Source organism: Corallococcus sp. CA041A, assembly GCF_003612075.1.
GTDB classification, from domain to species: Bacteria; Myxococcota; Myxococcia; order Myxococcales; family Myxococcaceae; genus Corallococcus; species Corallococcus exiguus.
Genome location: NZ_RAWF01000158.1, coordinates 1 through 24,019, shown reverse-complemented (window position 1 = coordinate 24,019; position 24,019 = coordinate 1). Strand labels below are relative to the sequence as shown.

Annotated in this window: 21 protein-coding genes; 9 read left to right on the top strand and 12 right to left on the bottom strand. The window is 70.2% G+C overall.

The features are described 5' to 3' along the window. The 3 genes from D7V77_RS25925 to D7V77_RS25915 all read left to right on the top strand — a co-directional run. Positions 1 to 353: AgmX/PglI C-terminal domain-containing protein (locus D7V77_RS25925; RefSeq protein ID WP_147452162.1), on the top strand; the 353-nt coding region annotated here is incomplete at its 5' end. A 44-nt stretch (positions 354 to 397) separates the two neighbouring features. Beyond that, on the top strand, positions 398 to 1,237 hold the full coding sequence (locus D7V77_RS25920) for a GNAT family N-acetyltransferase (RefSeq protein ID WP_120578979.1): 840 nt from the start codon (positions 398 to 400) through the stop codon (positions 1,235 to 1,237). A 5-nt stretch (positions 1,238 to 1,242) separates the two neighbouring features. Beyond that, on the top strand, positions 1,243 to 1,869 hold the full coding sequence (locus D7V77_RS25915) for a tRNA-(ms[2]io[6]A)-hydroxylase (RefSeq protein ID WP_120578978.1): 627 nt from the start codon (positions 1,243 to 1,245) through the stop codon (positions 1,867 to 1,869). 16 nt (positions 1,870 to 1,885) lie between these two features. Here D7V77_RS25915 and D7V77_RS25910 read toward each other — a convergent pair whose 3' ends face one another. Then, the gene (locus D7V77_RS25910; RefSeq protein WP_120578977.1) at positions 1,886 to 3,685 is read right to left on the bottom strand and encodes an SLC13 family permease; all 1,800 of its coding nucleotides are present in this window, start codon (positions 3,683 to 3,685) and stop codon (positions 1,886 to 1,888) included. 266 nt (positions 3,686 to 3,951) lie between these two features. Here D7V77_RS25910 and D7V77_RS25905 point away from each other — a divergent pair, with 266 nt between their 5' ends. The 3 genes from D7V77_RS25905 (at position 3,952) to D7V77_RS25895 (ending at position 8,146) form a co-directional block, all read left to right on the top strand. After that, complete coding sequence (locus D7V77_RS25905; RefSeq protein WP_120561888.1) at positions 3,952 to 5,745, top strand: phosphoenolpyruvate carboxykinase (GTP); 1,794 nt, start codon at positions 3,952 to 3,954, stop codon at positions 5,743 to 5,745. Between the two features lie 137 nt (positions 5,746 to 5,882). Beyond that, positions 5,883 to 6,713, top strand: coding sequence for a hypothetical protein (locus D7V77_RS25900; RefSeq protein WP_120578976.1), 831 nt, complete (start codon positions 5,883 to 5,885; stop codon positions 6,711 to 6,713). Then, entirely contained in the window at positions 6,713 to 8,146 is a 1,434-nt protein-coding gene (locus tag D7V77_RS25895) for an ABC transporter substrate-binding protein (protein ID WP_120578975.1), read from the top strand. The genes D7V77_RS25900 and D7V77_RS25895 overlap by 1 nt, the downstream gene beginning before the upstream one ends. Here the strand turns inward: D7V77_RS25895 and D7V77_RS25890 are convergent. The 6 genes from D7V77_RS25890 to D7V77_RS25865 all read right to left on the bottom strand — a co-directional run bounded on the left by D7V77_RS25890 (position 8,127) and on the right by D7V77_RS25865 (position 13,063). Then, entirely contained in the window at positions 8,127 to 9,302 is a 1,176-nt protein-coding gene (locus D7V77_RS25890) for a pyridoxal phosphate-dependent aminotransferase (RefSeq protein ID WP_120578974.1), read from the bottom strand. The genes D7V77_RS25895 and D7V77_RS25890 overlap by 20 nt on opposite strands. After that, positions 9,299 to 9,577, bottom strand: coding sequence for a hypothetical protein (locus tag D7V77_RS25885; RefSeq protein WP_014394019.1), 279 nt, complete (start codon positions 9,575 to 9,577; stop codon positions 9,299 to 9,301). The genes D7V77_RS25890 and D7V77_RS25885 overlap by 4 nt, the downstream gene beginning before the upstream one ends. Positions 9,578 to 9,691: 114 nt before the next feature. Further along, positions 9,692 to 10,387: a dethiobiotin synthase gene (gene bioD / locus D7V77_RS25880; RefSeq protein ID WP_120578973.1), complete on the bottom strand. Its 696-nt coding sequence runs from the start codon at positions 10,385 to 10,387 to the stop codon at positions 9,692 to 9,694. Further along, complete coding sequence (gene bioF, locus D7V77_RS25875; protein WP_120578972.1) at positions 10,377 to 11,558, bottom strand: 8-amino-7-oxononanoate synthase; 1,182 nt, start codon at positions 11,556 to 11,558, stop codon at positions 10,377 to 10,379. The genes bioD and bioF overlap by 11 nt, the downstream gene beginning before the upstream one ends. Next, positions 11,555 to 12,580 (bottom strand): biotin synthase BioB, encoded by a 1,026-nt coding sequence (gene bioB / locus D7V77_RS25870; RefSeq protein WP_120578971.1) that lies wholly within the window; start codon positions 12,578 to 12,580, stop codon positions 11,555 to 11,557. The genes bioF and bioB overlap by 4 nt, the downstream gene beginning before the upstream one ends. Positions 12,581 to 12,793: 213 nt before the next feature. Next, on the bottom strand, positions 12,794 to 13,063 hold the full coding sequence (locus D7V77_RS25865; protein WP_120561896.1) for a GlsB/YeaQ/YmgE family stress response membrane protein: 270 nt from the start codon (positions 13,061 to 13,063) through the stop codon (positions 12,794 to 12,796). Positions 13,064 to 13,244: 181 nt separating this feature from the next. On the opposite strand from D7V77_RS25865, the gene radA reads away from it, so the two are divergent. After that, positions 13,245 to 14,606: a DNA repair protein RadA gene (radA, locus tag D7V77_RS25860; protein WP_120578970.1), complete on the top strand. Its 1,362-nt coding sequence runs from the start codon at positions 13,245 to 13,247 to the stop codon at positions 14,604 to 14,606. Between the two features lie 10 nt (positions 14,607 to 14,616). Here the strand turns inward: radA and D7V77_RS25855 are convergent, their stop codons facing one another. Both D7V77_RS25855 and D7V77_RS45775 read right to left on the bottom strand, forming a co-directional pair. Continuing rightward, on the bottom strand, positions 14,617 to 15,261 hold the full coding sequence (locus D7V77_RS25855) for a hypothetical protein (protein WP_147452161.1): 645 nt from the start codon (positions 15,259 to 15,261) through the stop codon (positions 14,617 to 14,619). A gap of 144 nt (positions 15,262 to 15,405) precedes the next feature. Continuing rightward, positions 15,406 to 17,124 carry a hypothetical protein gene (locus D7V77_RS45775; protein ID WP_120578968.1) on the bottom strand — a complete coding sequence of 573 codons (1,719 nt, stop codon included), beginning with the start codon at positions 17,122 to 17,124 and terminating at the stop codon, positions 15,406 to 15,408. A gap of 235 nt (positions 17,125 to 17,359) precedes the next feature. Here D7V77_RS45775 and D7V77_RS25845 point away from each other — a divergent pair, with 235 nt between their 5' ends. Then, on the top strand, positions 17,360 to 18,841 hold the full coding sequence (locus D7V77_RS25845) for a HAMP domain-containing sensor histidine kinase (protein WP_120578967.1): 1,482 nt from the start codon (positions 17,360 to 17,362) through the stop codon (positions 18,839 to 18,841). Here D7V77_RS25845 and D7V77_RS25840 read toward each other — a convergent pair. The 3 genes from D7V77_RS25840 to D7V77_RS25830 all read right to left on the bottom strand — a co-directional run bounded on the left by D7V77_RS25840 (position 18,792) and on the right by D7V77_RS25830 (position 22,348). Beyond that, a complete protein-coding gene (locus tag D7V77_RS25840; protein ID WP_120578980.1) occupies positions 18,792 to 20,639 on the bottom strand; it encodes a methyl-accepting chemotaxis protein in 1,848 nt (615 codons plus the stop codon). The two genes, D7V77_RS25845 and D7V77_RS25840, sit on opposite strands and share 50 nt — an antisense overlap. Positions 20,640 to 20,743: 104 nt before the next feature. Continuing rightward, positions 20,744 to 21,550 carry a TenA family transcriptional regulator gene (locus D7V77_RS25835; RefSeq protein ID WP_120578966.1) on the bottom strand — a complete coding sequence of 269 codons (807 nt, stop codon included), beginning with the start codon at positions 21,548 to 21,550 and terminating at the stop codon, positions 20,744 to 20,746. A 225-nt stretch (positions 21,551 to 21,775) separates the two neighbouring features. Further along, complete coding sequence (locus D7V77_RS25830; RefSeq protein ID WP_120578965.1) at positions 21,776 to 22,348, bottom strand: NUDIX hydrolase; 573 nt, start codon at positions 22,346 to 22,348, stop codon at positions 21,776 to 21,778. Between the two features lie 152 nt (positions 22,349 to 22,500). Here D7V77_RS25830 and D7V77_RS25825 point away from each other — a divergent pair, with 152 nt between their 5' ends. Further along, on the top strand, positions 22,501 to 23,910 hold the full coding sequence (locus tag D7V77_RS25825; RefSeq protein WP_120578964.1) for a sigma-54 dependent transcriptional regulator: 1,410 nt from the start codon (positions 22,501 to 22,503) through the stop codon (positions 23,908 to 23,910). Positions 23,911 to 24,019: the final 109 nt, after the last annotated feature.

Sequence of the window (24,019 nt, the reverse complement as noted above, 5' to 3'; positions counted from 1 at the left end):
GCGTGGAGGTGGTGGAGCCGGTGGTGGAGGCCTCCTCCGGCCGCATCGACGCGGAGGACCTGCGCCTGGCCATCCAGTCCGTGACTCCGCTCGTGCAGCAATGTTTCCAGGACGCCGCACAACGCAACCGGGGCACACACGAAGTGAAGCTGCGCTTCACCGTGGAGGGCGAGGGCTCCGAGGGGAAGATGAACCGGGGCGAGCTCGTCTCCAGCACCATCCCGGACCCCATGGTGCAGGCGTGCGTGCTGGATTCGCTCCTGGACGCGCGCTTCCCGGCACCCCACCTGGGAGGATCCGCGACCGTGCTCCAACCATTCCGGTTCACCGTGCCTGGGGACGCTGGCCCGTGAGGTCGGGTTGCGCGTAAGGTTCAGGCCCCTTTCGACCCTCGCGCATGCCCGTCACCGTCGAACAGCTCGAGCCTTCCCACTCGGACGCCCTGCGCGCGCTCCTGGCGAAGGATCCCGTCCACAACCTCTACCTGCTGGGGTTGCTGGAGGAGTTCGGCATCGCGGCGCCGGAGCGCCAGGCGGCCTTCTCCTTCCACGGCCGCTTCGACAGCGGCGTCCTCACCGCGGCCGTCTTCGTGGGCGGCGATGGCGGGCTGGTGGTGCCCAGCGCCAGCGACGCCAGCGCCACGGGCGTCATCGCGGACGCGCTCGCCGCCAGCCTCAAGCTGCGCGCCACCGTGGGGGACAAGTCCTCCGTGGACGCGCTGGTGCGCAGCCTCTGTGAAGGCAAGCCGCGCCTGTCCCGCACCCAGAAGCTGTTCAGCGTCTCCGCGGACGACCTGGGCCCCTTCACCAACCCCACCCTGCGCCTGGCCCGCGAAGAGGACGTGCCCCGCCTGCTGCCCCTGGCCCAGGGCTACGTGCGCGAGATTCTCGAGCGGGACCCGCTGTCGGAAGACCCCGCCCACTACGAGGCCCGCGTCCTCCAGCGCGTCCGCCAGCGCCGCACCTACGTGCTGGAGGAGGGCAGCGAGCTCGTGTTCAAGGTGGACATCGGCTGCCGCTCGCAGTTCGGCGCGGAGCTGGAGGGCATGTACACGCCCCCGTCCCGCCGCCGCCAGGGCCACGCCACGCTGTGCCTGGGACAGATTTCCCGGCACCTCTTGTCCTCGCTGCCCCGGCTCGCCATGCGCATCGACGAGCGCGACGAGAGCACCGCCCGCATCGCGCGCAAGGTGGGCTACCACGCCGGCCGCACCCAGCGGCTCGTGCTGGTGGAGTAAATGGAATGAGCAGCCGCCCCACGCCCTCCCGCCGTCCCCTCTCCGGAGCGGGCCCCGTCATCCTCCACGCGCCCACCGACCCGGGCTGGCTGCCGCTGGCGCTCGCCCACTTCGACGCGGTGCTGGTGGACCACGCCCACTGCGAGAAGAAGGCCGCCGCCAACGCGCTGTCCATGCTCCAGGCCTACCCGGACCTGCCGGGCCTGCCGTCGCAGATGGCGCGTCTGGCCCGTGAAGAAAGCGCCCACCTGGCGCGCGTGCTGGACCTGATGGCCGCGCGCGGCCTCACGCTCACCAAGGACGCCGGGGACCCGTACGCGCAGGGCCTCCAGAAGCACGTGCGCACGCCCGCCCTGGAGCGGCGCGTGGACCGCCTGCTCGTCGCCGCCATCATCGAAGCGCGCTCGTGTGAGCGGCTGTCCCTGCTCGCGGAGGGGCTCACCGACCCGGGGCTCGCACGCTTCTACGGAGAGCTGGCCCAGTCCGAGGACGGCCACCAGTCCCTCTTCCACCGCCTGGCCGTCACCGCGTCCAACGGGGACGAAGCCGCCGTGGACGCACGCCTGCAGCACCTGCTCGCGCAGGAGTCACAAGTTCTCGCGAGCGTGGGACTGCGCGCCGCCATCCACTGAAAGGCGCTTCACTCGCCTACGCGTGGAAGGGCCACACCACGGGCACGGCGAAGACGAGGAACACCACCAGCACCGCGGTCAGCGGCGTGCCCAGCCGGAAGAAGTCGGTGAACCGGTAGTGCCCGGGCCCGTAGACGAGCACGCAGCTGGGCTCCAGCGGGGTGATGAAGGAACAGCTGGCCGCCAGCGTGACGCCCATGGCGAAGGGGCGCACGTCCACGCCCAGCTGCGTCGCCGCGTTGAGCGCCACCGGCAGCACCACCAGCGCCGCGGCCTGGTTGCTCATGGGCGCCGACAGCACGATGGTCAGCACCATCAACAGCGCCAGCACCCCGCGGGGCCCGCCGTACGCGCCCAGCCGGGCCACGTGGTCGCCGACGAACTTCCCCGCGCCGCTCACCTCCATGGCCAGCCCCAGCGCCATCATCGCGCCGATGAGCAGCACCACCCGCCAGTCCACGCGGAACGCGGTGCGCGCGTCCACGCACCCGGTGGCGATCATCAGCAGCATGCCGGTGAGCCCCGCCAGCGACAGCGGCACCTGGCCCAGGGAGCCCGCCGCCAACGAGCCCAGGAAGATGACCACCGCGAGCAGCGCCTTTGCGTAGCGCGGCGGCTCGTACTCGTGCCCCTCCAGCACCATCAGCGTATGGCCCGGCTCCAGCTCCGCCATCTTCTGACGCGGACCGCGCAAGAGCAGCACGTCCCCCACGGACAGGGGCAGCGTGGACAGCGAGTGCTCATCCCACGCGCGCCCCAGGAGCTGCAGCTTGGTGAGCCGCTGGATGGCGGGCCGGCGGTGCAGCCCCAGCGCCAGGAGCCCGAAGCGCTCCACGAACAGCGTCTCCCGCAGGCTGCGCCCCACCAGAGGACTGTCGGGCGGCACGCTCGCCTCCACGAGCATCGACTCCGGCCCCTCCAGCTCCGCGTCCGACAGCCGCACGTCCGGCCGCAGCGCGAGGCCCCGGAGGTCCTTCACCCGCAGGATGTCCTCGCGCTTGCCCTCCACCAGCAGCCGCTCCTGGCCCGTCAGCACGTAGGATGGCTTCGCGTTGAGCGTCTCGCCATCGAGCACCACGCCAATCACGCGCAGTCCCAGCCCTTTCGTGAGCTCCGCCAGGGGCTGGCCCACGTAGCGCGAGTCTCCGGGCACCACCGCCTCCGTGAGGTAGTCGCGCAGCGCGAAGCCCTCCGTGCCCGGCTTGCCCTCGCGCGCGGGCAGCAGCCACCGCCCCAGCAGCACCACCACGGCGATGCCTATCAGCACCACCGGCAGCCCCACCGGCGCCAGCTCCGTCACGCCAATGGGCGCCATCCCCTGCCGCTTCAGCGCCGCGGACACCACCAGGTTCGTGGACGTGCCGAAGAGCAGCACCGTGCCGCCCAGCATGGACGCGTACGCCAGCGGCAGCAGCACCTTGCTGCGCGGCACCTTCGCCCGCTGCGCGGCGCCAATGGCCACCGGCAGGAAGGCCGCCGTCGTCACCGTGTTGGAGATGAACGAGGAGAACACCGCCACCACGCCCATCATCGCCAGCACGAACACCTGGTGGCCGAAGCGCGCGAAGAACGCCATCCGCTGCCCCACCATCTGCACCACGCCCGTGGCGGCGAGCCCCTGCGTCATCGCCAGCAGGGTGAAGATGAAGATGACGGTGTCGTTGCTGAAGCCCTCGAACGCCTGCGCCGGCGTCAGCACGCCGGAGAGCGCCAGGAGGCAGACCACCACCAGCGAGGTGAACTCGATGGGGATGGAGTCAATGGAAAACAGGACCAACGCGACAACAATGACGGCCAGGACGAGAGCGATGGACATGGAGGAGGCGTGCGCACCCTCAACCTGGGCACGGCGCGCTGCGCTGCCAGCGTGTGCCGCACCGCGCCGTTTACTGATGAGCGACCGGACGCTGATAAGTGGAATTAGGCCAGAGCGGTCGAAAGTCCGGTTGACTGCCGGACGTCAGTTGCTTTTGGGGCCTGGGTCCAGAAGGTTTGGTGTTCCTTCCGCTGTAGGGTTTCGCCCCCTCGCGAAGTCGCGAAACGCGGGAGACCCGACCCATGAAACACCCCGAGGAAACCTCCATGGCTTCGACGCAAGCGGCCGCCGCCACCGAGCAGGCGCCCACGAAGAACCCCACGCTGTTGGCCTGGGTGGCCAAGATGGCCGCGATGACCCAGCCGGACCGCATCGTCTGGTGCGACGGCTCCGAGGCTGAGAAGCAGCGCCTCACCGAGCAGGCGGTGAAGGACGGCACGCTCATCCCGCTCAACCCGCAGAAGCGCCCCGGCTGCTACCTGCACCGCTCCAACCCCAACGACGTGGCGCGCGTCGAGCACCTCACGTTCATCTGCACGCCGAACAAGACGGACGCGGGCCCCACCAACAACTGGATGGAGCCGGACGAGGCCTACACGAAGCTGGGCCTGCTGTTCGAAGGCTGCATGAAGGGCCGCACCATGTACGTGGTGCCCTACGCCATGGGCCCGCTGGGCAGCCCCTCCACGAAGATTGGCGTGGAGCTGACGGACAGCGACTACGTGGTCCTCAACATGCGGATCATGACCCGCATGGGGAAGGCCGCGCTGGACATGCTGGGCGACAGCGACGACTTCAACCGCGGCCTGCACTCCACGGGTGACGTGAACCCGGACCGCCGCTACATCTGCCACTTCCCCCAGGACAACACCATCTGGAGCTTCGGCTCTGGATATGGCGGCAACGTGCTGCTCGGGAAGAAGTGTCTCGCGCTGCGCATCGGCAGCTACCTGGGCCGCGAGGAGGGCTGGCTGGCCGAGCACATGCTCATCCTGGGCGTCACCAGCCCCAAGGGTGAGACGACCTACGTCGCCGCCGCCTTCCCGTCCGCGTGCGGCAAGACGAACTTCGCCATGATGATCCCGCCCAAGGAGTACGCGGGCTGGAAGATTGAAACCGTCGGCGACGACATCGCGTGGATGCGCCCCGGTCCGGATGGCCGCCTGTACGCCATCAACCCGGAGGCCGGCTACTTCGGCGTGGTGCCCGGCACCAACAACAAGACCAACCCCAACGCCATGGAGACCATCTCCAAGGACACGCTCTTCACCAACGTGGCGCTCACGCCGGATGGTGACGTGTGGTGGGAGGGCAAGGACGGCGAGGTCCCCGAGGAGCTCATCGACTGGCAGGGCCGCCCCTGGAAGAAGGGCAGCGCGGAGAAGGCGGCGCACCCGAACAGCCGCTTCACCGCGCCCATGAGCAACAACCCGGTGCTGAGCGCCAAGGCGAACGACCCCATGGGCGTTCCCATCAGCGCCATCATCTTCGGCGGCCGCCGCTCCAACACGATTCCGCTGGTCATCCAGGCCTTCAACTGGACCCACGGCGTGTTCCTGGGCGCCACCATGGGCTCGGAGACGACGGCGGCGGCCACCGGCAAGGTGGGCGTCGTGCGCCGCGACCCCATGGCCATGCTGCCCTTCTGCGGCTACCACATGGGCGACTACCTCCAGCACTGGCTGGACATGCAGAAGTCCATCCCGCAGCTGCCGAAGATCTTCCAGGTGAACTGGTTCCGCCAGGACAAGAACGGCAAGTTCATCTGGCCGGGCTTCGGGGACAACATGCGCGTCCTCGAGTGGATCGTGAACCGCGTCCAGGGCCGCGTCCCCACGCAGGAGACGCTGCTGGGCTGGGTGCCGCGCCAGGACCAGGGCCTGAACCTGAACGGCCTGGACCTGTCCGCGGAGGCCGTCCAGGAGGCCACCTCCATCAAGGAGGACGAGTGGAAGTCCGAGCTCAAGAGCCAGGAGGTCTTCTTCGAGCAGCTGGGCACCAAGGCCCCCGAGGCCCTGATGCTCCAGCGCAAGCTGCTCATCGCGCGCCTGGACGGCTGATCGCCGCCTGACGCCTGAGAAGGCCCGTCCGGGGCTGCTTCCTCTCCTGGTGCTACAGGGGTGGGGGTGGCCCCGGCGCTTTTTCAAGGGGCCAGTGCTTCGACGGCCGGATTGTTCGGCGCTAGGCTCACCGCCCCATGAGACTGGTTTTCGTGTTGTCGCTGGCGCTGGCGCTGGCACCGGGGTCCGCCCTGGCGCAGCGGGGTGGCTCCAAGGTCAACGTGCAGGCGCTGTTGAAGGAGGGCAAACGCCTCTACGACGCGGGCAAGTACCGCGAGGCGGCGGAGGCGCTGAAGCAGGCCAACGAGGCGCAGCCGCACCCGCGGCTCGTCTACAACATCGCCGTGGCGCTGGAGTACGCGGGCGAGCCTCGCGAGGCGATGACCTTCTACCGGCAGTACGTCACGTCCTCCAGCGAGGACACCGACCCGGCCCTGCTGAAGAACAGCAACCGCGCCATCGACCGGCTGCGCGTGCAGCTGGACCGCGAGGACCAGGCGCAGGCGACGGCGGACGCGGACCGCAAGCGCCTGGAGGCGGAGGCCGATGCCGCGCGGCAACAGGCGGAAGCCGAGCAGGCCGCGGCCCGGCGCGCGGAGGACGAGAGCGAGCGCCAGAAGCAGGCGGAGCTGAACCGGGCCATCAAGTCCTACCGCAACCAGCGCATCGCGGCGTTCGCCACGGGCGGCGTGGCGGTGCTGGGCGTGGGCGCGGGCGTGCTCTTCGGACTGCAGGCGCGCGACCAGCGCGAGCAGTTCGACAGCGCCAAGACGCTCGATGAGAAGGAGCGTCTGTCGGACAGCACCAAGAGCAAGGCGCTGCTTGCGGACATCGGCTTCGGCGTGGGGCTCGCGGGAGCCATCACCGCCATCATCCTGTATCCCAAAGAAGGCCCTCCCGCGCAGGGCGAGGTCCGCGTGACGTTCGCGCCGCGCGGTGCTGGCATTGGCATGGAGGGGCGTTTCTGATGCGCGCGCTGGGAATGATGACGTTGGGCATGGCGCTGCTGTCGTCCGGGTGCAGCTTCACCACGGCGGGCGGCCTGTCCGAATGCACGACGAGCAGCGACTGCGGCAGCAACAGCGTCTGCACGTCCGGGTTCTGTCTGCCGCAGCCCGCGGGATGCGACCAGGTGGTGGGCGCCACGTCCGCGGCGAACCCCATCGTGCTGGGCGCGCTCCTGCCGCTCACCAACGCGAGCGGCAACGCGGAGATTGAGCAGCAGCGCTTCAACGGGCTGAAGCTGGCGCTCAACGAGGTGAACTCGCTGGAGGGCGTGGGCGGCCGGCAGTTCGTCATGTACGTCTGCGACACGAAGGCGGACGTGGAGAACGCGAAGACGCAGGCCACCTGGCTGGTGAACGACAAGCAGGTGGTGGCGGTGTTCAGCGCGGGCAGCGCGCAGACCACCGGCGTCAGCACCATCACCATCAAGAAGAACGTGCTGCTGATGAGCCACACCGCCACCAGCGCGACCTTCACCGAGCTGGACGACAAGAACGGCGGTCCGGTGGGCCTGGTGTGGCGCACCACCCCGTCGGACGCGCTCCAGGGCCGCGTCATCGCGGAGGTACTGAGCGGCAAGACGACCATCAACGACCCGGGCTCCACGTTCACGGTCCCCACCAAGATTGGCGTGGCGTACGTGAACGACAACTACGGCCAGGGGCTGTTCTCCCAGCTGCTGGACCGGTTGCCCTCGAAGGTGGGTGGCGCGCAGTACGAGCGCAACGGGGACGTAGGCACCGCCGTGACCTGGCTGAAGAACAACAAGCCGGATCTGACGGTGCTCGCCGGCTTCACCGAGGACAACGCGCGCCTGGTGCCCGCGGCGGTGGCGGAGCAGGTGAAGGTCGCCAACGGCAACCGGTGGTTCCTCACCGACGCCAGCAAGGACCCCACCCTGCTGTCCAACGACGCGACCGCCGCCGAGCTCGCGGGCACGTACGGCACCGCCCCCGCGTCCGCGCGGCCCGACGACTCCGTCTACCAGCTCTTCAACAGCCGCTTCCGGACCGCCTACAACAACACGGACCCGGCGCAGTTCTCGTTCACCGCGCACGCCTACGACGCCATGTACCTGGTGACGCTCGGCGCGGCGTACGCGATTGGCAACGACCTCAACAACCCCGGCTCCGTCACCGGTGACCGCATCGCCATGGGGCTCACGAAGCTGACGCCCCCCTCGGGGCAGACGGCGAAGACCTACGCGCTGGGGCCGGTGCAGTTCAGCGGGGCGCGCGATGAACTGCGCGCGGGCAACATCGTCAACGTGCGTGGCGCCAGCGGTGAGCTGGACTTCAACAACGACACCGGCGAGGCCATCTCGCCCTACGAGCTGTTCAAGGTGTCGGGCAAGAACTTCACCCAGCTCCAGGTCATCACCCCGGCGGCGGACTGAGCACGCGAACCAGCGGCACCAGGGCGGCGGTGAACACCTCGGGCGTCGGAAGCAACGACAGCACGAGGTACGCACCGCCGCCGAAGTCGTAGAAGTAACCCGGTTGCACGCGCACCCCCTCCTCCAGGAGCCGCAGGCAGGTGGCTTCTTCTCCGGGGTGATGGGGGATGCGCAGCACCGCGCTCCAGCCGCCGTGCGAGGGCACCACGTCCCACGCGGCGTCCGCCGGGCGCGCTTGAATCAACCGCTCCCGGTTGTGCCGCACCCGCTCCAGCAGTGCCTGTTGGAAGCGCGGCGCGTGCGCGAGGAGCGCCGGCAGCGCGAGCTGCGCGGGCGTGGCCACCGACAACGCCGCGTCCGCCACGTCCTCCAGCCGGGCCAGGGCCTCGTCGCGCGCATGCGCGGGGCCGCCCACGTGCAACCACGCCAGCTTGAGGCCGGGCAGGCCCGCCACCTTGGACAGGCCGGAGAGCGAGAACGTCAGGCACGGCAGCGGCCGCCCCGCCACGGACGTCACCCGGCCTTCTTCTTCATCCCACGCGAAGTCGGAGAACACCTCGTCGCAGATGAGCGCCAGGCCATGGCGCGCGCACACGTCCGCGAGCGCGTGGAGCTCATCCTCGTGAAGGAAGTGGCCGGTGGGGTTGCCGGGGTTCACCACGACGACCGCGCGCGTACGGGCGTCCACGGCGGCTTCCACCCGGGCCGCGTCCAGGCCGAAGCCGTGCACGGCGGGCAGGCGGTAGGAGCGCGTGTGCACGCCCTCCAGGCGCGCCAGGACGTCCACCAGCGGGTAGCCGGGCGCGGGGAGAAGAACGGTGTCCCCCGAGTCGCACAGGAGCTTGAGGAGCCAGCCGTAGGCCTCGCTGGTGCTGGCGGAGAGGACGACGTGCGCGGCCTCCACGGACGCGCCCCGTTGGCTCAGGTGCGCGGCCACGGCCTCGCGCGCGGTGGGCAGGCCGAAGGGCTCTGGCGTGTAGCGGAAGGGCTCGGGGAGGGCCCCGAGGTCCACCTCTGGGGAGGGCAGCCCCACGCGTGTGGGGTTGGTCTCCGCCAGGTCCAGCAGGGGCAGCCCGCGCGCGTGGCGCTCGGCGGCGGCCTGGGAGAGCGGGTTGGGTGTGCGCGGGAAGGCGGTGCGGAGCGAGAAGCGGCTCACAGCCCCGTCTGGAGCATGGCGCTGGCCACGCGGCGGATCAGCTCGCGGCGCAGTTCCAGGCGGCAGTGCTCGACGGCCTTCTCGTGCGGCGCGGGCAGTTCCGGGTTCCGGGTGCGGATCGCGGTGCGCAGAACCAGCTCGACCTTCGTCGGCTCAATCTGGAACAGACGCGGACCGTCTTTCTGGAGGAAGTAGGACAGCCCGCGCTGTTCAATGAGCTTCTTGAAGAAGCGCCGGACGTCCGCGAGGAGCGTGATGTCGATGATGTCCGCCATTCGTCCGGCTTTCTCGCGCGGAAAAAACGGGACGTCCAGATCACGGCCACCACCACGTGAAAACTTGCGCGACCTGTAGCACGCGCCTTTCCGCCGAACGCGGCGGAGGCCGATTTATCGGGCCCGCGCGCGTTCGGACACCAGCGGCGCCAGCGCGCGCCGGAACGCAAACTGGCGCTTTCTTGGATCCTCCACATACGGCACGGGCCCCAGGACATCCACGCCATGGCGGGCCTCCAGGTAGCGCCGGTTGTCCCGCTCCGCCAGGTCACGTCCGGGCACCCCGCGCGACAGCACCACCGCCCGCACGGACACCTCGCGCGCCGCCAGCGACTCCAACGACAGCGCGACATGGTTGAGCGTGCCCAGTCCCGCGCGCGCCACCAACACCACGGGCAGGCGGAAGGCCTGGATGAGGTCCACCACGTCGCGCTTGGAATCCACCGGGACGAACAGTCCCCCCGCCCCTTCCACCACCACCGACCCGCCCTTCAGCTGCTTCCACGCCGCGAGCGTCACGCGGAAGTCCGGATCCGTTCCCAATCGCGACGCCGCGATGCCCGGGGCCAGCGGCGCCTTGAAGCGGTGCGGGCAGATGGCGTCCACCGGCAGCGTGCTGCCCGCGGCCTCGCGCATGGCGAGCGCGTCCGCCGGGGCCTTGAGGGACTCGCAGCCACTCTCGTAGGGCTTGAAGCCCTGGGGCTTGAGGCCCGCGTCCTTCAGGAGCGACAGCAGCGCGCACGACACCTGCGTCTTGCCCACGCCGGTGTCCGTGCCGGTGACGAAGAACTGGAGTGACTCAGGGGCCACGGGAGACTCCCACCCGGCGCAGGGCCTCCAGCGCCAGGTCGATGTGGCCCGTCGAATGGGCCGCGGAGAGACAGAAGCGAAGCCGGCTGGTGCCGTCCGGCACGGTGGGAGGGCGGATGGCCTTCACCAGGAGGCCCGCCTCGCGCAGGCGCTTCGCCGCGTCCAGCGCGCGCGAGGGCTCGCCCAGGATGACCGGGAAGATGGCGCTCCGAGGCTCCGCGGGCAGCCCGAGCGCGCGCAGTCCGTCGGCGAACCGGTGGATGTGCCCCCACAGCCGTTCGCGAGGAGCGGGGTCGTGCTCCACCAGGTCCACCGCGCACTCGGCGGCGGCGCACAGGGCGGCGGGCAGCGCGGTGGAGTAGACGAACGGCCGAGCGCGGCTGACCAGCAGGTCCGCCACCGCGCGCGAGGTGGCCACGTACGCGCCCAGCCCGCCCAGCGCCTTGCTCAGCGTGCCCATGCGCAGGTCCACCCGGTCCTCCACGCCCAGCGCCTCGCACAGGCCCGCGCCGCGCGCGCCCAGGACGCCGGTGGCGTGCGCCTCGTCCACCATCAGCGCGGCGCCGTGGGCCTCGCACGCGGTGACCAACTCGCGCAGCGGAGCCACGTCTCCGTCCATGGAGAAGACGCTGTCGGTGACCACCAGCTTGCGCCGCGCGGGAGTCTCCGCCAGCGCGCGGGTGAGCGCGGCCACGTCCGAGTGCGGGTAGACGACGACACGCGCGCGAGACAGCCGGCAGCCGTCCACCAGCGAGGCGTGGTTGAGGGCGTCGGAGAACACCGCGTCTCCGGGGCCCACCAGCGCGGGCAGGATGCCGGTGTTGGCCGCGTAGCCGGAGTTGAAGAGGCGCACGGCCTCCGCGCGCTCGAAGCGTGCGAGCCGCGCCTCCAGCCGCTGGTGCGGCACCATGTCCCCCACCACCAGGCGGCTGGCGCCGGTGCCCACGCCGTAGCGCTCCAGCGCGGACGCGGCGGCGGCGCGCACGGCGGGCGACGCCGCGAGCCCCAGATAGTCATTCGAGGAGAAGTTGACGAGCCGCTCGTCCCCCACGCGCACCTCCGCGCCCTGGGGAGAGTCGAGCGGCTCCAGCGCGCGGCGAAGGCCCTTCGCGGACAGGGCCTCCAGGTCCTCGCGCGCCCATCGGTCCGCGACCTGCGTCGAGGGCCTCACCGGTCCTGCCGGGGCTCCAGGGGGCGGATGCCCGCCTTCTCCAGGAGCGCCATGTCCTGGGTGTACTCGGGGTTGCCGGTGGTGAGCAGCTTCTCCCCGAAGAAGAGCGAGTTGGCGCCCGCCATCATGCAGAGCAGCTGCGCCTCTTCATTCATCTGCATGCGGCCCGCGGACAGGCGCACCATGGACTGGGGCATGAGCAGGCGCGCGGTGGCGATGGTGCGCACCATGTCCACCGTCTCCACGCGGTGCTGCTCCGCCAGCGGCGTGCCCTCCACGGGCACGAGCGCGTTGATGGGCACCGACTCCGGGTGGACCTCCTGGTTGGACAGGGTGCGCAGCAGGTTGCAGCGGTCTTCCACGGACTCGCCCATGCCGATGATGCCGCCGCAGCACACGGAGATGCCCGCGTCGCGCACCCGGTTCAGCGTCTTCAGCCGGTCGTCATAGGTGCGGGTGGAGATGATGTCGCCGTAGTGCTCCGGGGACGTGTCCAGGTTGTGGTTGTACGCGGACAAGCCCGCCTCGCGCAGGCGCTTCGCCTGGCTGTCGGAGAGCATGCCCAGCGTGGCGCACGCCTCCATGCCCAGGGCCCGCACGCCCTTCACCATCTCCAGCACGCTGTCGAACTGCGGGCCGTCCTTCACCTCGCGCCACGCCGCGCCCATGCAGAAACGGGTGGCCCCGGCGGCGCGGGCCTGCGACGCGGCGGACAGCACGTCCGGCACCGCCATCAACTTCTCCGCCTTGACGCCCGTCTTGTAGCGCGCCGCCTGCGGGCAGTACGCGCAGTCCTCCGGACACCCGCCCGTCTTGATGGAGAGCAGCGAACAGAGCTGCACCTTGTTCTCCACGAACACCTGCCGGTGCACCGTCTGCGCCTTGTGCACCAGATCCAGGAGCGGCAACTGGTACAGCGCCTTCACCTCCGCGAGCGACCAGTCGTGCCGCACCGTCACCCCTTCCGGGACGGGGGCGGCGTGGTGGGCGTGGCCGTGGAAGGACTCGGCGGTGTCGGACATGCGGGCTCCTGGGGAGGCGTCAGGAGGCCGACGGTGCGTGGCCCGGAGGCCGTTGTCAACGCTCTTGGGCCAGGGGGTTGACGAGTCCCCTTTCCCCTCTGGGAAGCCCGCTCCGGAGGCCGCCGGAAGAAGCCCGCAAAGACAGAAGGGACGCCCGCGCATGGCGGACGTCCCTGGCTGTCTCCCGCCTCATCGGTCGAGGAGCCCTACGGACTAGACGTGGACGCGACGGCCGCGGCCGGCGAGCCCCACGAGGAACAGCACGACCAGTGCGCCCAGGACGGAGAACAGCAGGCCCGTGGGGTGCAGGTCGAACACGCGACCGTCACGGGAGAACAGCGAACCGACGAAGCCGCCCACGAACGAACCGGCGATGCCCAGCAGCGTGGTGGCGATGAGCCCCATCGACTGGTTGCCCGGCATGATGGCACGAGCGATCAGACCCGCGACCAGACCAATCACCAGAAACGCGATAATCCCCATGACAACCTCCCTGTGTGTGGGGGGCTCGCTCTGTGCGACGCCCGTGGACCAGAAAGTGGGTTGCCCCCCCCTGTGGGGCAACCCGCTACCTGATCCACGACATGACGCCTGCCTGCTCTCCTGGCATGGCGCGCGCGTGAGACGGGGAAACGTCAGGGGTCTGGGGTAGACACTCCAACCCATGGCGAAGGCGAAGACGCACTACACCTGTCAGGCCTGCGGCTACCAGACGGCGAAGTGGCTCGGGAAGTGTCCGGACTGCGGGGCCTGGAGCTCGCTCCTGGAGGAGACCGAAGCGAAGGTGGACGACAAGCGCCCGGCGTGGGGCGCGTCCGGGGGCGCCTCCAAGCCAGTGAAGCTGCAGGACGTGACGGCGGAGACCGAGGTGCGCCGCAGGACGGGCATCACGGAGTTCGACCGAGTCCTGGGCGGAGGCGTGGTGGGCGGTTCGCTGGTGCTGCTGGGCGGCGACCCGGGCATCGGCAAGTCCACGCTGCTGCTGGCGGCGCTGGACAAGCTGGCGCGGCACGGGCCGGTGCTCTACGTGTCGGGTGAAGAGAGCCTGCGGCAGACGAAGATGCGCGCGGAGCGCCTGCGGGTGGAGAGTGAAGCCATCCACCTGTTCGCGGAGACGGACGCGGACCGGGTGCTCCAGGCGGCGGAGGCGCTGAAGCCGCAGGCGCTGGTGGTGGACTCCATCCAGACCATGTACCTGCCGGAGCTGGGCAACGCGCCGGGCAGCATCACCCAGGTGCGCGAGGTGGCGGGCCGGCTGATGGCGTTCGCCAAGCGCAGCGGGGTGCCCACGTTCCTGGTGGGGCACGTGACGAAGGAAGGTTCCATCGCGGGTCCCCGGGTGCTGGAGCACATGGTGGACACGGTCCTCTACTTCGAGGGCGAGCGCGGCCACCCGTTCCGGCTCCTGCGCGCGCACAAGAACCGCTTCGGCAGCACCAATGAGATTGGCGTCTTCGAGATGAAGGGCGCGGGGCTGGTGGAGGTGGCGGACCCCTCCGCCCTGTTCCTCTCCGAGCGGCCCCAGGGCAAGTCCGGCAGCGTGGTGACGAGCACGCTCAACGGCACGCGGCCGCTGTTGGTGGAGGTGCAGGCGCTGGTGGCGCCCACGGGCTACGGCACGGCGAGGCGCACGGCGATTGGTGTGGACGGCAACCGCGTGGCGCTGCTGGCGGCGGTGTTGGAGAAGAAGGAGGAGATCCCGCTGGTGGGCTGCGACCTGTTCGTCAACGTGGCGGGCGGCATGCAGTTGAGCGAACCAGCGTGCGACCTGGCGGTGTGCGCGGCGCTGGTGAGCAGCCTGCAGAACCGGCCGTTGGACGCGAAGACGTTGGTGCTGGGAGAGGTAGGCCTCGCGGGCGAGGTGCGCGCGGTGGGCCAGGTGGAGCCGAGGCTCGCGGAGGCCGCGAAGATGGGCTTCCAGCGGGTGGTGTTGCCGGCCGGCAGCGCGCGGCGCGTGGAGAAGACGAAGCTCCAGGTGGTGGGCGTGGAGACCTTGAGCGAAGCGCTGGCGGCGATGTTCGACTGACGGTGGGCGCTCAGTGCTTGTGCAGCATCCAGGACACGTCCGGCACGCGCGTGGGCTTCGTGAGGGTCGGCAGGTCGAAGAAGGACTCGCGGCCCAGGGTGGCGATGAGCTGGCTCTCCGCGGCGTCGCCTTCCGGGGTCATGGCCTGGGTGGGGAGCTCATAGGGCTGGACGAGGACGAGTCCGCCGTCGAGCGACTGACGCTGGGACGCGGGGACGGCGCCCAGGCGCGGGCCGAAGAGGTCCACGAAGGGAGCGCCGAAGATGTTGCGCCAGTAGAGGCCGGAGAGGCCTTCGCTGTAGTCGCGCACGTTGAAGACGCGCTCGGAGCCGAAGCCGTACTCGTTCGGCACCAGGCGGTAGTTCTTGCGCTCGAAGTCTTCATCGAGCCCGGACTGCGCGAGAGGGGAGCCCAGCAACTGCATGATTTCGACGACCTGATGCAGATGGGCCTCGCGCCAACCTGCCTTCCGGGCCTCCACGACAGAGGTCATCCAGGCGAATGATCCGACGAATGGATACTTCTCCTGGCGCGCAGGGGAGAAATGAAGGAAGTCCCGATCTGTCTTCGCCCCGATGAAGAAGCGCCTGGACTCGTCGTAGTAGGCCGCGAGCACATCCGGGTTGAAAGAACCGGGCTCAATCCGTTCATCCATGCCGACGCCCCCGTAGCGCACAGGCTGGAACCAGCGGCCCTGCGAAAAGAACCGACAGACCAGTTCGCGAACGATGTTCGTCGGAGGCACACCGGGGAGCAGTGCGAAAACCGTGTTCAGGTATTGAAGGGCCACGAAACATTCCTACGGGAAGGGGATGATTCTCGCACCACCCTCCGCGCCCAGGTCATCCAGTTCCCTCTTCAGAGGTCCCGTAAGCCGCGTCGCACCCTCGGGATGTTTGGCGGAACGGATCCAGAGCTCAAGGGAGCCACCGTACTTCTGGACGTACTCAATCATGGCCTTGATGTTCCCTGTGAGAGCCATCTCCGCGCGGCCCTTCACCTCGACGAAGTCGTAGGGGCTGCCCCAGACAAGGTCCCCTTTGTGTCCTGAGACGGCATCCGGGACGAAGCCTTGGGCCTTGCTCCCCGGCGGCGGCAGCAGGAGGTCCGTGTTCTTCGGCAGCTTCCGGCTCTGGAGCACGGACTGTTCGAACGCACTGCCCGCGCCCTTGTTCTTGATGACCGTCTGGTAGAGCCGCTCCCACTCTGGATCCACGGCGTACTTGAAGCTCCGGTACTTCTCCGGGTGACGGAACTGGTAGTCCACCCACGCCTGAGCCAGGTGCTCCGCGCTGCCCGGCACCAGCCGCGCTCCCTCCGCCGTCGCCCGTGAGCCCACCAGCGCCACGCGCTTGCCCCGGGCCAACACGCGTCCCGCCTCCGCGAGCGGCGCCTCCAACCTCTTCGCCAAAGCCCGCAGCTTCTCCACATCCTCCACGGACACGGACTCACCACGCCCCGCCGCGCGCAGCACCTGGCGAAGCTCCTGGGCCTCCAGCGGCGACAGGTGCTGCACCACCCGCTGTAACACCTGCACCTCGCGCAGGCTCCGGCCTGTGAGCAGCGCGACGCGCTCCGCCCCCTGCACGCCTTCCGACAGCAAGCGCCCCGACACCACCGGCAGCGCCACGCTCACCGCGCACAGCAGCCGCTCTCCGTCCGTCAGCGGATATCCCAGGAGGCTCTGCCCCAGCACCACGCCGCCCACGTCCGCCACCTCGCCGGTGACGGGCAGCAGGCCCAGGGCGATCTCCAGCACCACCTCTTCCGGCGGAATGCCCGGAGGCTCGATGGCCGGGTCCCAGACCGGAGGCGCGAAGCGGCCCGCCTCCACCGCGGATGCAAGAAGGCTGTCGCGCGCCAGCAGGTAGAGCGCCACCTCACTGGGGCTCTTGCGCGGGAAGTCCGGGTCCTCCGTGTGCGTGTAGGCCCAGTCCAGCACCGCCTCCAGCAACGCCTGCTGCGTCTCCTCGTAGAGCGCGCTCTCGGTGAGCAGCCCGTCACTCCCGAGCCGGCGGAAGTGCGCGTCCGCCAGGACCTGACGGCGCGCATCCGCCCAGCGATGGAACTCCTCCAGCTTCGCCTCCGCCCGCGCGGACCGCTTGCCGTCCTCGAGCAGCGCCTGCGCGTGCTTCGCCTTCAGCCGCAGGTACACCTCCAGCGGCTCGTCCTTCGCGAGTTCCTCCTCCGTCCGCGCGGACGCCCAGAGCATCAGGTCGTTGAGCGCGGCATGGCCCACCTGACGATCCGTCTCCATCACGGCGGGCTGCTTCAACGCGGCCCGCTTCTGGCGGATGAACGCGAGGTAGCGGCCCAATTCCTCTCCACCCACGGTGCCGCTCGAACCCGCGCCGCCCCAGGCGGTGTCACGCGTGAACGAAGCCGGGGATGCGCTGTGATAGCGCCCGTAGCCGTGCATCCCCACCGGCAGGGTCCGGGAGCCCGGCGTCCCGCAGGCCGTGAGCGACAGGACCAGCACCAGCCCCGCGCTGAATCGTCCCAGCCATCCTGTCAGCATGACGCGCCCCCTCAATCACTCATCACATCTACCAGCCGTGTCTGACGTTTCTTGTGAGCCTCTTCCTGACGCGCAGGGGGCCGCGCACGCCCCTCCGGTCACGGAGCACGGACAACGAGTTCCGGCGGCAGGTTCCACGGCATGCGCCCCACCTCCTCGCGCGGCTCGCGGAACGAGGACTGGCCACGGACGGGGGCATGCCGTTTGATACGGGGGTGTCAGGAGCACCGCCCGGATGACGCATCGCCCCCATTCCTCCCGTCTGCGGGACGCGCTGGGCTCCCTGTCCGCGCGGCTGCTGCTGGCGTTCCTCCTGCCCACCCTGCTCTTCCTGTCGCTCGCGGGCGCCTCCGTGTACGCGCTGGCCCGCGCGAGCCTGGAGGACGAACTGGGCGCGAGCCTGTCCGCGCTCGCCGCCGCCACCGCCAGCCAGGTCAGCGGCGAACGCATGCTCACCATCGAGCCCGGCGACGACGTGTCCGGCACCCGCACGTGGCGCAACCTGGTGCGCCTGCTGGACGGAGTGCGCACCGCGAGCGGCGTGCGCCGGGTCTACGCCGTGGACGCGCGGGGCCGTGTGCGCGCGGACGCGGGTGGCAGCCTGCCCGTGGGCACGGAGCTCCCGGACCTCGCGCGCGACCGGCTGGAGCTGACGCGCGTCCTCGCCGGCAAGCGCGCCGCCAGCCAGGTGCTCTTCACCGGCTCAGACGGGCTGCTCTACAAGACGGGCTACGCCCCCGTGGTCCAGGACGGCCAGGTGGTGGGCGCCATCGGCGTGGAGGGCAGCGCGGCCTTCTTCGGACCGCTGCGGCGGCTGTGGCGCACCTTCGTCATGGCCAGCGCCGTGGCGCTCGTGGCGCTCGCCATCATCGCCGTCATCACCGCCCGGGGACTGGCCCGGCCACTGCGGCGGTTGATGGACTCCGCGCTGAGAATCGGCCGGGGGGACCTGACCACGCCCGTGCCACCGGAGCCCACCCGCGAAATCGGCGTGCTCGCGCGCGAGCTGGAGGTCATGCGCGGCGCGCTGGAGAGCCGGGACCGCCAACTCAAGCTCATGCTCGCGGGCGTGGCCCACGAGGTGCGCAACCCGCTGGGCGGCATCGCGCTCTTCTCCGGCCTCCTACAGGAAGACCTGCGCGCGGGCGCCCACGCGGACGCGACCAGCCACGTGGACCGCATCCAGCGCGAGGTCGCCTACCTCCAACGCATCGTCGACGACTTCCTCGCCTTCGCCCGCGAACAGCCGCTGGCGCGCGCGCCCATGGAAGCGCCCGACCTCGTCTCCAACGCGTGCGAGCTGCTCTCCGCGGAGGCGTACAACAAGGGCGTGGCCCTGGACGTGGCGGCCTCGCCCGCGCACCTGGAGGCGGATGGCAGCCTGCTGACCGCCGCGCTCGTGAACCTGGTGAAGAACGCCGTGCAGGCCGCGCCCGCCGGAAGCCACGTGCGGATCCGCGGCGAGCTGCGCGACGGGCGCTATGCCATCGACGTCCAGGACTCGGGCCCGGGCGTGCCCGAAGCCGAGCGCGAGCGCATCTTCGAGCCCTTCTTCACCACCCGCGAGCAGGGCACCGGCCTGGGCCTGCCGCTCGCACGGAAGATCGTCCGCGCCCACGGCGGTGAGCTCTCCCTGCGCTCCACGCCCGGCGAGACCGTCTTCACGCTCACGCTGCCTTGCCCTGCCCCCGGAGCTGTGGCGGCACCGGAGTACTGACGGACTCCGCCTCCTGGACGTCGAACTGCAGCGCCATCTGCCCCACCTCTCCAGAGACGACCTGCAGCGTCCGCGTGGCCTCCTGCGTGGAGGACAGCCGGTGCAGGGTGCCGTCCATCAGCTGCGACAGGTCCGCGATGGCGGTGGTGATCTGCGAGAAGGCGGCGTTCTGCTGCGTCACCGCGTTGGCGATCTTCCGCGCCGCCTCGGAGCTCTCCTGCGAGCTGTGCGACAGCGCGCGCAGGGACTCGCCGGAGGCGCGCATCTGGTCCAACCCGGCGGCCACCTGACGGCCGCCCTGCTCGCTCATGGACGCCGCGTCGCGGATGCCCTGGCTGATTTCCGCGAGGATGTTGCGGATGCGCCGGGTGGCCTGGACGGACTGGTCCGACAGCCCGCGGATCTCCTTCGCAACCACCGCGAAGCCCCGCCCCGCCTCGCCCGAGCGCGCCGCCTCGATGGCCGCGTTGACGGCGAGCAGGTGGGACTGGTCCGCCAGGTCCTTCACCGCGCCGGTGATTTCTCCAATCTGCACCGTGCTCTCTTCCAGACGCGACAGCCGCTGCTGGATGCCGGACACCGCGCTCCGGATGGCCGACAGTCCCTCCAGGCTCAGGACCACCGCGGCCTCGCCCTGCTGCCCCATGGTCTCCGCGCGGCGGGCCACGCGCAGGACCTCCTCCGCGGAGTCGGCGGCGATGCGCGACGCCCGCCGCAGTTCTTCCGAAGTCACCTGCGCCTCGTGCAGCGCCGCTGCCTGCCGGGTGAGGCCCTGCTGCTGCTCTTCGCTCGACACGCGCAGCTCCGTTCCCGCCTGGCCCAGCCGCTGCGCGGAGGTCTGGAGCAGCCGGGGAAACCTCCGCAGCCGGGACAGCGCCCCGTTCATCCCCGACGCCAGGTCGCCCATTTCATCCGTGGACACCCAGCGCGGTGAGCGGATCCGCCCGGACGCCAGTCCGGAGATGGCCCCGTGCACCGCGCCCGCGCTCGTCGCCTGCCGCCTCGCCAGCATCCACGTGGTGAAGGCCGGCAGCACGAACACCAGGGCGCCCACCCAGGGAAGCGCGAAGCCCAGGTCCGCGAACAGCGAGCTGCCCACGTCATCCAACCGCGACGCGGCCTGCCACGCGCCATCCGCCAGCAGCGCCTCCTTCAACTGGGCGCGCACCCCGAGCAGCTTCACCCCCACCACACACGAGCTCAGCACCACCGTGGCGAAGATGGTGGACAGGAACGTGAGCGGTAGGAACCACGACTGCCGCGGCCAGAAGAGGCCCGAGCCCGAGGGCGCCGTCTCCGGATGCGCGTCCTGTTCGCGCAGCGCCCACGGCAGCACCAGCCGCTCCAGCCCCAGCGCGATGGGGAACGCCACCACCACGCCGAAGCAGAACGCGATGAGCGTGCCCAGCCCCAGCCGGAACCAGTCCTTGCCGAACCACAGACACACCGGGAGGCTGAAGAAGAAGCCGCCCAGCGTCCACGCCGCGCAGGTGGTGAAGACCATGGAGCGCCAGGGCAGCTCCAGCACGCGCCGCAGCCGGTCTCCCGGTCCGTCCCCATGGCGACGCCGCAAGGCCCGGCTCGCCAGCCACCGCAGCGTCACGTAGGGGTGCAGCAGCCCGAACACGAGCACGATGAACGGCAGGACCGTGGCGGTGACGAGCAGCCCCTCCTGGCTCGACAGCCCCATCGCCATCGCGATGAGGTAGGCACAGACGATGGAGGGCGGCAGGACCCACCGCAGGAACAACCACATCCCACGCCAGGCCAGCTCCCGGATGTCTTCTGTTTCATTCATGTGCGTACGCCCCCCCCGTCCGGTCCAGCGGAAGGCCGGACCGGCGTGCATCGCGACTGCGTCGTCACCACCGATGAAACGGCTGCTTCAACCCGCGCGGGGGCTCACGCCTCGCAGCAGGACTCGAACACGCGAGCCAGCAACATCAGGGACCGGTGCGCCGCGACCTCCACGCGCACCGGCTCTCCCGCCGTGACGTCCGTGGACAGCTTGATGATCTCCAGCGCCTCGTCCGGGTGCGCGTCGTCGTAGCGGGCATGTGCCCGGAGCCAGCGCAGCGCGTTCGCGTCCACGCGCACGCCGTCCCGGGCATACGCGGTGAAGGGCTCCACCACGGCGCGCGTCCAGACGCCTGTCACACCCTCGATGGCCCAGTTGGACGCGGCGATGCCCTCCGCCAGCGTCCCACCGAGGCAGGTGGCCAGCAGGTGCTGGTGGAGCGCCCGGACGTCCGGCGTCAGCGGCGTCTCGAAGGCCCTGGGGGCGTCCACGCCCGACGCCTGCATCCAATCAATCCACCACTCGGCGTGACGGGCCTCCACGCCCAGGTTCTGCAAGAGCCAGCGGCGGATGCTCGCGTCGCCCGGGCGTACGCCGTAGGTCGTCTTCGCCAGGGACAGCCCCATGTACTTGGGGAAGTTCTCGACGATGGGGAAGCAGCGCTCCAGGAACCGCTGCCAGGCGCGCAGGGGCGGATGCCGTCCCTCCGCCGTCTCCCGGAACAGCGTGGGCGCGCAGGCCGCGTCCCACGCGGGCTTGAGCGCCCCCAGCATCGTCTCCATCCAGGGAGGGTGCGGCGTGCGCTTCAAGGCGGCGGGCTGATAACGCCGGAAGACCTCCTCCTGCCTCATTGACGAAACAGGAAATCCCTCCACGGCGGTGCCCTGGGACACTGCGACCGGAGACGACATGAGACCTGCTCCTGCTCCCGGGTGGACGACAAGCCGTCATGGCCGCCCCCCTCCACCCTGAGCACCGGCAGGGTGACGGGATGTCTGTGTTTCATCCAGTGCCCCCTGAAAAATGAAGCGAGCCTCAAGCCTTAATTTGTCTCAAATCTCGCGGTTTACATTCCCCGCATTCAGGATTTCAGGCCTTGGACGTTCATCCAATAGACACTCCCAGTTTTTGGTCAATCAAGACCCGGAGTGAACGAGTGTGCGGGCCTTGAGCAGCATGCGGCGCAGCGGCGCTTCATCCGCGCGCGTCAGCGCTTCGTCCCAGCCCAGCCACTGGATGCCGAACGACTCCGCCGGATCATGCGCAAGCGCCTCCGGGTCTTCCGCCACCACCAGGTAGCGGACATCCAGGTGGCAGTGCTCCGGCTCGTCCTTGCGCGCGGGGATGACGTGCACGTCCACGTCCAGCGGGCGCGGCGCGGTGGGATGCAGGTGCACCTGGCAGCCGGTCTCCTCGCGGGCTTCGCGCAGCGCGGTGGCCTGCATGTCGCCTCCGTCCGTGGCCTCCGCGTGGCCCCCCGGCTGCAACCAGCGCTTGAGCTTCGCGTGGTGCAGCATCGCCACCCGTTCGCCCGCCGCGTCCACCACCACCACGCTGCCGGTGAAGTGCGCCTCCGCCTGCGAGCGGGAGAAGGGCTCCTTCAGCGACGTGGCGAAGTGGCGCATGCGCGAAAGGTCCTCGCGCTCCTTGTCGTCGGAGGGGACGTGGCGCGCGAGCAGTTCAATGAGGGCAGCGGAGACGGGAGCCATGCGCCGGATAGACACCCACCCGGCCCGTGACGCCAGCCCTTTCACGGCGGGCCCCACCTCCACCCCGGCGGGTCCGGTGTAGGGTGGCCTGGCGTGTGCACTCCGCCGCCGTCCCACCGGTGGCACCCCACCCTTCCCTTCCGAGCAGGCGCATGGCCCGCATCCTCGTCATCGACGACCACGACACCCTCCGCGAGGGCATGACCGTCACCCTCACCCGCTCCGGCCACACCGTGTCCGCGGTGAGGAGCGGGGCGGACGGGCTCGCCGCGTACAAGAAGGGCCCCTTCGACCTGGTCGTCACGGACCTGAAGATGGACGGCATGGACGGCATCGCCGTGACGCGCGCGCTCAAGCAGGCGGACCCTGGCGCCGTCGTCATGGTGGTGACGGCGTTCGGCACCATCGAGACCGCCGTGCAGGCCATGCAGGAGGGCGCCTACGACTTCATCACCAAGCCCTTCCCGCCGGAGGTGCTGCGCGCCAAGGTGGACAAGGGCCTGGAGCTGTCCGCCACGCGCCGCCAGGTGGAGCGCCTCACCGCCCGCACGGACGCGCACGACGCCGACGCCGCCCTCACCCACCGCGACCTGGTGGGCGACAGCGAGCCCCTGCAGAAGCTGCTCACCCAGGTGCGCAAGGTGGCCGCGAGCGACGCCACCGTGCTGGTGCGCGGCGAGAGCGGCACCGGCAAGGAGCTGGTCGCGCGGATGATCCACCAGCGCTCGCCTCGCAAGGACGGCCCCTTCGTCGTGGTGCACTGCGCGGCCCTGGCGGAGACGCTGCTGGAGAGCGAGCTGTTCGGCCACGAGCGCGGCTCGTTCACCGGCGCGGTGAAGCGCAAGCTGGGCCGCTTCGAGCTGGCCGACGGAGGCACCCTCTTCCTGGACGAGATTGGAGAGATTCCCGCCTCCGTGCAGACCAAGCTCCTGCGCGTGCTCCAGGAGAAGGAGCTGCAGCGCGTGGGCGGAGAAGAGACGCTCAAGGTGGACGTGCGCGTGGTGAGCGCCACGCACCGCGACCTCCAGGCGGAGGTGAAGGCGGGCCGCTTCCGCGAGGACCTCTACTACCGGCTGCACATCGTCCCGCTCACCCTGCCGCCCCTGCGCGAGCGCCCCGAGGACCTGCCCGCGCTCGCCCGCCACTTCGTCGCCAAGCACGCGCCCCGGGTCAACCGGAGGGTCACCGGTATCGACGACGCCGCGCTGCACGCGCTCACCCGCCACGCGTGGCCCGGCAACGTGCGCGAGCTGGAGAACGTGATGGAGCAGGCGCTCGTCTTCGCCGAGGGCGAAACGCTCACCCCGCAGGATCTACCCTCGCACCTGGCCGGCCAGACGCCGCGCATGGACGCGGGGCTGCCCGTGCCCCAGGGGGACCGCCCCCTGCCGGACATCCTGGAGGACCTGGAGCGCCAGCTCATCGCCCGCGCCTACGAGAAGGCCGGCGGCGTGAAGACGGAGACCGCCCGTCTGCTGGGCATCAAGACCTCCGCGCTCTACTACAAGCTGGAGAAGTACGGCTTCCTGCCGCGCGGCGAACGCCCCGAGGAGGCCTCGTAGGCAAAGGAGCGGTGCCCGTGCCTTGGGGGCCTCGGAAATCCGTCACCCGCGCCCCGGCCCCATGACCTGTCTCTTGTACACATCTGACGCTGCCGACGATCTTACGCGT

Bases quoted from the DNA above. Each gene is read 5' to 3' on its own strand.
- D7V77_RS25920 (WP_120578979.1), top strand. From the start codon at position 398: ATGCCCGTCACCGTCGAACAGCTCGAGCCTTCCCACTCGGACGCCCTG.
- D7V77_RS25915 (WP_120578978.1), top strand. From the start codon at position 1,243: ATGAGCAGCCGCCCCACGCCCTCCCGCCGTCCCCTCTCCGGAGCGGGC.
- D7V77_RS25910 (WP_120578977.1), bottom strand. From the start codon at position 3,685: ATGTCCATCGCTCTCGTCCTGGCCGTCATTGTTGTCGCGTTGGTCCTG.
- D7V77_RS25905 (WP_120561888.1), top strand. From the start codon at position 3,952: ATGGCTTCGACGCAAGCGGCCGCCGCCACCGAGCAGGCGCCCACGAAG.
- D7V77_RS25900 (WP_120578976.1), top strand. From the start codon at position 5,883: ATGAGACTGGTTTTCGTGTTGTCGCTGGCGCTGGCGCTGGCACCGGGG.
- D7V77_RS25895 (WP_120578975.1), top strand. From the start codon at position 6,713: ATGCGCGCGCTGGGAATGATGACGTTGGGCATGGCGCTGCTGTCGTCC.
- D7V77_RS25885 (WP_014394019.1), bottom strand. From the start codon at position 9,577: ATGGCGGACATCATCGACATCACGCTCCTCGCGGACGTCCGGCGCTTC.
- bioB (WP_120578971.1), bottom strand. From the start codon at position 12,580: ATGTCCGACACCGCCGAGTCCTTCCACGGCCACGCCCACCACGCCGCC.
- D7V77_RS25865 (WP_120561896.1), bottom strand. From the start codon at position 13,063: ATGGGGATTATCGCGTTTCTGGTGATTGGTCTGGTCGCGGGTCTGATC.
- radA (WP_120578970.1), top strand. From the start codon at position 13,245: ATGGCGAAGGCGAAGACGCACTACACCTGTCAGGCCTGCGGCTACCAG.
- D7V77_RS25855 (WP_147452161.1), bottom strand. From the start codon at position 15,261: ATGGATGAACGGATTGAGCCCGGTTCTTTCAACCCGGATGTGCTCGCG.
- D7V77_RS45775 (WP_120578968.1), bottom strand. From the start codon at position 17,124: ATGCTGACAGGATGGCTGGGACGATTCAGCGCGGGGCTGGTGCTGGTC.
- D7V77_RS25845 (WP_120578967.1), top strand. From the start codon at position 17,360: ATGACGCATCGCCCCCATTCCTCCCGTCTGCGGGACGCGCTGGGCTCC.
- D7V77_RS25840 (WP_120578980.1), bottom strand. From the start codon at position 20,639: ATGAATGAAACAGAAGACATCCGGGAGCTGGCCTGGCGTGGGATGTGG.
- D7V77_RS25835 (WP_120578966.1), bottom strand. From the start codon at position 21,550: ATGTCGTCTCCGGTCGCAGTGTCCCAGGGCACCGCCGTGGAGGGATTT.
- D7V77_RS25830 (WP_120578965.1), bottom strand. From the start codon at position 22,348: ATGGCTCCCGTCTCCGCTGCCCTCATTGAACTGCTCGCGCGCCACGTC.
- D7V77_RS25825 (WP_120578964.1), top strand. From the start codon at position 22,501: ATGGCCCGCATCCTCGTCATCGACGACCACGACACCCTCCGCGAGGGC.